This is a genomic window from uncultured Ruminococcus sp. (genome assembly GCF_946415235.1).
Lineage (GTDB): Bacteria > Bacillota > Clostridia > Oscillospirales > Ruminococcaceae > Ruminococcus.
The window spans coordinates 106,192-113,333 of sequence record NZ_CAMKRR010000003.1 but is presented as its reverse complement, the minus strand read 5'-3'; the positions used below and the strand labels follow the sequence as shown (position 1 = coordinate 113,333).

9 protein-coding genes, 1 tRNA gene and 1 riboswitch are annotated in these 7,142 nt (G+C 45.4%); all 10 genes read left to right on the top strand.

What is annotated here, in order from left to right; genetic code table 11:
- The first annotated feature begins 58 nt into the window (after positions 1-58).
- The 10 genes from Q0R37_RS01780 (at position 59) to Q0R37_RS01735 (ending at position 7,139) form a co-directional block, all read left to right on the top strand.
- Positions 59-129 (top strand) — tRNA-Cys (locus tag Q0R37_RS01780).
- 298 nt (positions 130-427) lie between these two features.
- Positions 428-1,705 (top strand): electron transport complex subunit RsxC, encoded by a 1,278-nt coding sequence (rsxC, locus tag Q0R37_RS01775; RefSeq protein WP_294750460.1) that lies wholly within the window; start codon positions 428-430, stop codon positions 1,703-1,705.
- 15 nt (positions 1,706-1,720) lie between these two features.
- Positions 1,721-2,659, top strand: a complete 939-nt coding sequence (locus Q0R37_RS01770) for an RnfABCDGE type electron transport complex subunit D (protein WP_294750458.1) — start codon at positions 1,721-1,723, stop codon at positions 2,657-2,659.
- Positions 2,649-3,176, top strand: coding sequence for an FMN-binding protein (locus Q0R37_RS01765; protein WP_294750456.1), 528 nt, complete (start codon positions 2,649-2,651; stop codon positions 3,174-3,176). The genes Q0R37_RS01770 and Q0R37_RS01765 overlap by 11 nt, the downstream gene beginning before the upstream one ends.
- On the top strand, positions 3,169-3,843 hold the full coding sequence (locus tag Q0R37_RS01760; protein WP_294750454.1) for an electron transport complex subunit E: 675 nt from the start codon (positions 3,169-3,171) through the stop codon (positions 3,841-3,843). Before Q0R37_RS01765 ends, Q0R37_RS01760 begins: the two co-directional genes overlap by 8 nt.
- Positions 3,840-4,418: an RnfABCDGE type electron transport complex subunit A gene (locus tag Q0R37_RS01755; protein ID WP_294750453.1), complete on the top strand. Its 579-nt coding sequence runs from the start codon at positions 3,840-3,842 to the stop codon at positions 4,416-4,418. Before Q0R37_RS01760 ends, Q0R37_RS01755 begins: the two co-directional genes overlap by 4 nt.
- Before the next feature lie 12 nt (positions 4,419-4,430).
- Positions 4,431-5,225, top strand: coding sequence for an RnfABCDGE type electron transport complex subunit B (locus tag Q0R37_RS01750; RefSeq protein WP_294750451.1), 795 nt, complete (start codon positions 4,431-4,433; stop codon positions 5,223-5,225).
- Between the two features lie 129 nt (positions 5,226-5,354).
- Positions 5,355-5,461, top strand: a riboswitch (TPP riboswitch).
- Positions 5,462-5,521: 60 nt separating this feature from the next.
- Entirely contained in the window at positions 5,522-5,716 is a 195-nt protein-coding gene (gene thiS, locus Q0R37_RS01745) for a sulfur carrier protein ThiS (RefSeq protein WP_294750449.1), read from the top strand.
- 1 nt (position 5,717) lies between these two features.
- Complete coding sequence (thiF, locus tag Q0R37_RS01740) at positions 5,718-6,356, top strand: sulfur carrier protein ThiS adenylyltransferase ThiF (RefSeq protein ID WP_294750447.1); 639 nt, start codon at positions 5,718-5,720, stop codon at positions 6,354-6,356.
- Between the two features lie 12 nt (positions 6,357-6,368).
- Complete coding sequence (locus tag Q0R37_RS01735) at positions 6,369-7,139, top strand: thiazole synthase (RefSeq protein ID WP_294750445.1); 771 nt, start codon at positions 6,369-6,371, stop codon at positions 7,137-7,139.
- The last annotated feature ends 3 nt before the right edge of the window (positions 7,140-7,142 follow it).

Genomic DNA, 7,142 nt, shown 5'->3' with positions numbered 1-7,142 from the left:
GCGCCACCTTGCCAAGGTGGAGGTAGCGAGTTCGAGCCTCGTAATCCGCTCCAAAGACGGCGCTATAGCCAAGTGGTAAGGCGTGGGTCTGCAACACCCTGATCCCCAGTTCAAATCTGGGTGGCGCCTCTCCTAAGCACTTGCGTTCGCAGGTGCTTTTTTACTTTTGTGAAGTACGTTCTTTCTTTATGGAAGAGCGTTTTTATTTTATAATGATATTCTTTTTATATATCCTTTTTTCTATCGAAAACAGGTGTTTTGTTTGTTAATGATATAATTTGTTCTCAGAATATTATTTTTTTGTAAAAACCTCTTGAATATTTCCTTGAAATAATATATAATTATATTGTATGGGCTTTTTGCTCAACTTTTTACATAATATTATGCATTTTAATTTGCAGATTTTCTGCTTTTCAAGGAGATCTATATGAAAAAACTGAACGGAATAAAGCTGAAGCACCGTAAAAATACGGAAAACAGCGCAACAGTTCAATTTCCTGTTCCCGATATCGTCCGTATCCCTATGTCAATGACTATGGGTGCGCCCTGCCAGCCTCTTGTGAAGGTCGGAGACGAGGTCAAGGTCGGACAGAAAATAGGTGATACCGATGCAGCCTTCAGTGCTCCCGTACATTCGGGAGTTTCGGGCAAGGTAAAGACTATAGCTGATTATCGAAATGCTATGGGTGTCGTCTGTAAAATGATTGAGATAGAATGTGACGGTTTGCAGACTGTTTCGGATGAAGTAAAGCCGCCTGTTGTGACTGATAAGGAAAGCTTTATAAAAGCTGTTAGGGAGAGCGGTGCCTGCGGACTCGGCGGTGCAGGCTTCCCGACGCATATAAAGCTTAATCCCAAAAATGATATAGATACGCTTATTATAAACGCTGCCGAATGTGAGCCTTATATTACTGCGGATTATCGTGAAATGATCGAAAATCCCGAGGATATAATAAACGGTATCAATATGGTAAAATCTCAGCTCGGCATAAAGACCGCAAAGCTTGCCATAGAGTCAAATAAGCCTGAGGCTATAAAGAACTTTACGGAAATGGCTAACAATGACGACAGTATAGACATCATAACTCTGCCGTCAGCTTATCCTCAGGGAGCCGAGAAAGTGATTATATACAATTCTACAGGCAGAATTGTCAACGAAGGAAGCCTTCCCGCTGATGTCGGCGTAATAGTAATGAATGTTTCCACAGTCGCTTTTCTTTACCGTTATATGCAGACTGGAATGCCTCTTGTTACCCGCAGACTTACTGTTGACGGAAATGCTGTGAGAGAGCCTAAGAACGTCAGTACGGTTATCGGAACATCATTCAGGTCTGTCCTTGAATTCTGCAAAGCGGATGTGGATTCCATAATAAAGCTTATTGCGGGCGGTCCGATGATGGGAATGAGTGTTCCCGATATTGATATGCCTGTTGTAAAGACCTCAAATGCGCTTCTTGCTTTTAATAAATATGATGAGCGTCAGACCTCGAGCTGTATACGCTGCGGACGCTGTGTCAGAGTATGTCCTCTCGGGCTTATGCCTGCTGAAATTGACAGGGCTTATAAGATAAAGGACATTGAGGAGCTCAAAAAGCTTAAGGTCATGCTTTGTATGAACTGCGGAAGCTGTACTTACGTATGTCCTGCGAACAGGAAGCTTGCGGAGACAAATCAGCTTGCAAAAGCTCTTATCCCCAGAAAGTAAGGAGACTGACCGTTAATGGATAAACTTATCGTTTCACCGTCACCGCACGATGAAAATTATACCAAAACCTCTACTATCATGCTGAATGTTATAATAGCTCTGCTTCCTGCATGGGGAGCTGCTGTGTACTTCTTCGGCATGAGAGTTATACCGCTTACAGCCGTTTGTATCGGCAGCTGCGTTTGTTTCGAGTATTTCTGCCGCTCTCTTATGAAGCGCTCAAATACTATCAGCGATCTTTCAGCCGTTGTTACGGGTCTTCTGCTTGCCATGAATCTTCCTGTCACAGCTCCTTACTGGATGGGCGTCATAGGTTCATTTGTTGCTATCGTTGTTGTAAAGCAGCTTTTCGGCGGAATAGGACAGAATTTTGCAAATCCTGCCATTACAGCACGTATCGTGCTTATGGTAAGCTTTCCGTCGATGTCACACTGGATAAAGCCGCTTGAATATAATTATGATGCTGTTTCCTCGGCAACTCCCCTTGTACTCGCAAGCAGCGGCGATAATGTGCCGTCTTACCTTGATCTTTTCATAGGTAAAACAGGGGGCTGTCTCGGAGAGGTCTGTGCTTTAGGACTTCTTATCGGCGGACTGTATCTTGCGTTCAGAAAGATAATCTCACTGGCAGCACCGATATCATTTATCGGAAGTGTTTTCCTGCTCAGCTGGCTCGGCGGTGAAGACCCTGTATACCAGATACTTGCAGGCGGACTTTTCCTCGGTGCTTTTTTTATGGCTACCGATTATGCAACAACGCCTATCACAACAAAGGGTAAGATCGCATTCGGTCTCGGATGCGGTATCATCACCTTTGTTATCAGACATTTCGGTACATATCCCGAGGGTGTGTCTTTCTCCATACTTCTCATGAATGTGCTGACTCCCTATATAGAGCAGCTTACAAGAACAAAGGTGCTCGGTGCGAAGGAGGCGGCAAAGAATGAAGGATAAGATAAAACCTACTCTCGTGCTTACGGTTATCTGTGTTATTTCTTCACTGCTGCTTGTATTTGCTTATGAGCTCACAGCAGACAGGATAGAAGAACAGAAGGCGCAGAAGTTCAACACCTGTGTAGAATCTCTTTTCGGCAAGACCGAAAGCAGGATAGTTTCTCTGAAATGCAAGCTCGATGACATTGAGACGATTGCGGTCACACCCGATAAAAAGACTGTTATACAGGTCTGTTCCGACGGTTATGTCAAGGACGGAATAAATATCCTCGTTGGTATCGACGAGAACGGTGCGATTTCGGGAATTGAATTTGTTTCACTGGGAGAAACCCCGGGTCTTGGCTCAAAGGTGCGTGATGAAGCGGATTTCCGCAAGCAGTTCTACGGACTCAAGCATCCTCGGAATGAATTTGACGCTATAAGCGGAGCAACCTTTTCTTCAAAGGGAATGAAGCACGCAGTTGATACTGCACTTAATGCATATAATGAAAACAAGGAGGCGATCCTCGGTGGCTGACAAGAAAATATCTCTTACAAATGAGCTGACAAAGGGCATCATCAAGGAAAATCCCACACTTGTAATGCTTCTCGGAATGTGTCCGACTCTTGCGGTCACTACTCAGGCTCTCAACGGAATAGGCATGGGACTTGCCACGACTTTCGTTCTTCTTGGCTCAAATATCGTTATATCAGCACTCAGAAAGGTGATCCCCGATAAGGTGCGTATACCTGCATTTATCGTTGTAATAGCAAGCTTTGTAACGCTTATCGGCTTCCTGCTTGAGGGCTTTGTGCCGAGTCTTTATGACAGCCTCGGAATATACCTCACACTTATCACCGTAAACTGTATCATATTCGGCAGAGCAGAAATGTTTGCCAGCAAGAACGGAGTCACAGCTTCGGCATTTGACGCGATCGGAATGGGAATAGGTTTTACTCTTGCACTTTTCCTTATGGGCTCTGTCAGAGAGATAATAGGCTCGGGAAAATGGATGGGAATAACTCTCCCTGTGCTGAGTGATGATCCTATGCTCCTGTTTATAATGCCCGCGGGCGGATTCTTTACACTTGGTGTAATAATCGCAGTTGTCAATAAACTGTCAAACAAAAAGCCGCCGCAGGAGCTTGGCTGCAAAGGCTGTCCCAATGCGGAAGCCTGCGGAAAGGCAGGTGACTGTCAGTGAAAGCTATATTTGTTATAATGTTTTCGGCGATGCTTACCGACAATTTCGTGCTTTCAAAATTTATGGGAATATGTCCCTTCCTTGGTGTATCGAAAAAGCTTGACAGCGCTTCGGGCATGGGAATTGCGGTCACTTTTGTAATGATATGTGCGACAGTTGTAACATATCCTATCCATCACGGTATACTTGTCCCGAATCATCTTGAATACTTTGATACCGTTGTATTCATCCTTGTTATAGCGCTGTTTGTGCAGCTTGTGGAGAATTTTCTCAAGAAATGCGTTCCTGCACTTTACAAGTCACTGGGAGTATATCTTCCGCTTATAACCACCAACTGTGCTGTGCTTGGCGTTACAGTCCTTAATATAGACAACGGCTATAGCTTTGGTCAGTCTGTTATAAACGCACTCGGCGGCGGACTTGGCTTCATGCTTGCACTCGTTATTTTCTCGGGAGTCCGTAAAAAGCTTGAGTATGCGGATATCCCCGAGACATTCAAGGGAGTTCCTGCAACGCTTATTGCGGCTTCTATAGTTTCCGTAAGCTTTATGGGCTTCTCGGGACTGTTTAACTGAGGAGGTGGGATAATGACTTATTTAATTCCTGCACTTATCCTCGGAGGCTGCGGAGTTCTTGCAGGTGTACTGCTCACTGCTGCGGCTAAGGTGTTCTATGTAAAGGTCGATGAAAGAATAGAAAAAATAAGCGGATCCCTGCCGCAGGCAAACTGCGGAGCCTGCGGATTTGCAGGCTGTGCCGACTATGCGGCTGCTATAATCCAAAAGGGCGCTGCTGCAAATTTATGCCGTCCCGGCGGTGCGGAAGCCGCAGGCAAGATAGCAGAGATCCTCGGAACTGCTGCCGCGGAGGTCGTTCCAATGACAGCCGTGGTACATTGCAGCGGAGACTGTGAAGCTACAGATAAAGCTTTCATTTTTGACGGAGTTCAGTCATGTAAGGCAGTAAAGCGCTTTTACGGCGGAAACGGTATGTGCAAGTACGGCTGTATCGGTCTTGGCGACTGCGTAAAGGAGTGCGAGCACGACGCTATAAAAATAATAAATGGAGTAGCAAAGGTCAATCCCGCATTATGCGGAGCCTGCGGACAGTGCGCGGCAGTATGTCCGAATCAGCTTATTTCTATAAAGCCTGTCGCAAAGCGCATGGACGTTATGTGTTCATCGGGCGATAACGGAAAGGCTACCAAGCTTGTCTGCAAAAACGGCTGTATCGGCTGTAAGATATGCGAGAAAAAGTGTCCTAATGAGGCTATCATCGTTAATAACTTCCATGCTTCCATTAATTACGGGCTGTGCACGAACTGCGGCATATGTATGGAAGCCTGTCCTTCAAAGGTTATCCGCAGATGTGAAAGCACCTGACAAAAAATGTAATTATCAAGGCAGTCTGTATAAAAAATACAGGCTGCTTTTTTAGTAGATAAAAGTGCTGAAAATAAAGAAGCGTGAAAAAAGTACTTGATTTTTTTATATCAAGGTGATATAATATTAAAAGTGTAACAGGGGAGCTCGCATTACGGGCTGAGAGGAAGGTATTCCCTTCGACCCTTTGACCTGATTTGGGTAACGCCAGCGTAGGGAGTCTGTTATGTGATGAAGATACATTCAGGGAACTGCGTCTGACGGTTCCCTGAATTTTTTTATCGGGAGTGAGCAGAATGGTAAAGATAAACGGTGAAATACTTGATAAGGACGGAAAAAGCGTTTCGGAAGTATTGTCCGAAATGAATATAAACGTTAAGCAGGTCGCTGTGGAGCTGAATGAAGAAATAGTTCCGAAAGTGAAGTATGACGAGACCATACTAAAAGACGGCGACGTTGTTGAGGTCGTCCGTTTTGTAGGAGGCGGCTGATATGAGTATTCCTTCAAGGGAAGAGATGTATGCGGCGCTTGCAGAAAGGCACGGAGCAGAGCTTCAGGAAAAGCTGAGCAGCGCTTCGGTCGCAGTATGCGGACTCGGAGGGCTCGGCTCGAATACTGCGATCGCTCTTGCAAGGGCAGGAGTAGGAAAGCTGCATATAATTGATTTTGACAAAGTTGATATATCAAACCTTAATCGTCAGCAATATTTCCCTGAGCAGCTCGGTGAGCCCAAAACAGAAGCACTTTTCGACACATTGAAGCGTATAGCGCCATATTGTGAGATAAAGAAAGACTGTGTAAGGCTCTCGGAGAAAAATATGAAGCAATTGCTGTCAGATGAGAGCATTATTGCCGAAGCCTTCGATAAAGCAGATCAGAAAGCCATGCTTGTTAACTATGTTCTTGAGAATATACCCGAGAAGTACCTTGTTTCTGCTTCGGGAATGGCAGGGCTTGCACCGTCAAATATGATAACCACAAAGCGGATAGCATCTCGTTTTTATATGTGCGGCGACGGAGTAAGTGATATCGCCGATGGTATGGGACTTATCTCGTCAAGGGTACTCATATGTGCCGCGCATCAGGCTCATGCGATCATAAGGATAATTGCGGGCGAATATGAAGTTTAAGGAGTAATAGCAATGAAAGATGATAAGCTTATTATTGGAGGACATGAGTTCTCCTCGCGTTTTATTCTCGGCTCGGGAAAATATTCTCTCAGTCTTATTGAAGCTGCGGTGAAGTATGCAGGTGCAGAGATCATTACTCTTGCAGTCAGAAGGACAAATTCAAAGGAGCATGAGAATATTCTGGACTATATTCCGGAGGGAGTTACATTGCTCCCCAATACCTCGGGTGCAAGGAATGCCGATGAAGCAGTCCGAATAGCAAGGCTTGCCCGCGAGCTTGGCTGCGGCGATTTTGTAAAGATAGAGATAATGCGTGATACGAAGTATCTTCTTCCTGATAATCAGGAAACTGTAAGGGCTACGGAGATACTTGCCAAAGAAGGCTTTGTCGTAATGCCTTATATGTATCCCGACCTCAATACAGCCCGTGACCTTGTGAATGCGGGAGCGGCTTCCGTAATGCCGCTTGCTTCTCCTATAGGTTCAAATAAGGGGCTTGCGACTAAGGATTTCATACAGATACTCATTGACGAGATAGACCTGCCCATAATAGTTGACGCAGGTATCGGCAGACCTTCACAAGCCTGCGAGGCTATGGAAATGGGTGCAGCTGCCGTAATGTCCAATACTGCTCTTGCTACGGCAGGCGACCTCCCGGTAATGGCGGAGGCATTCAGACAGGCTATAGAAGCTGGCAGAAAGGCATATTTGTCGGGTCTCGGAAGAGTACTTACAAGGGGGGCTTCACCATCCGATACACTCACGGGCTTCCTTAGAGACTGAATT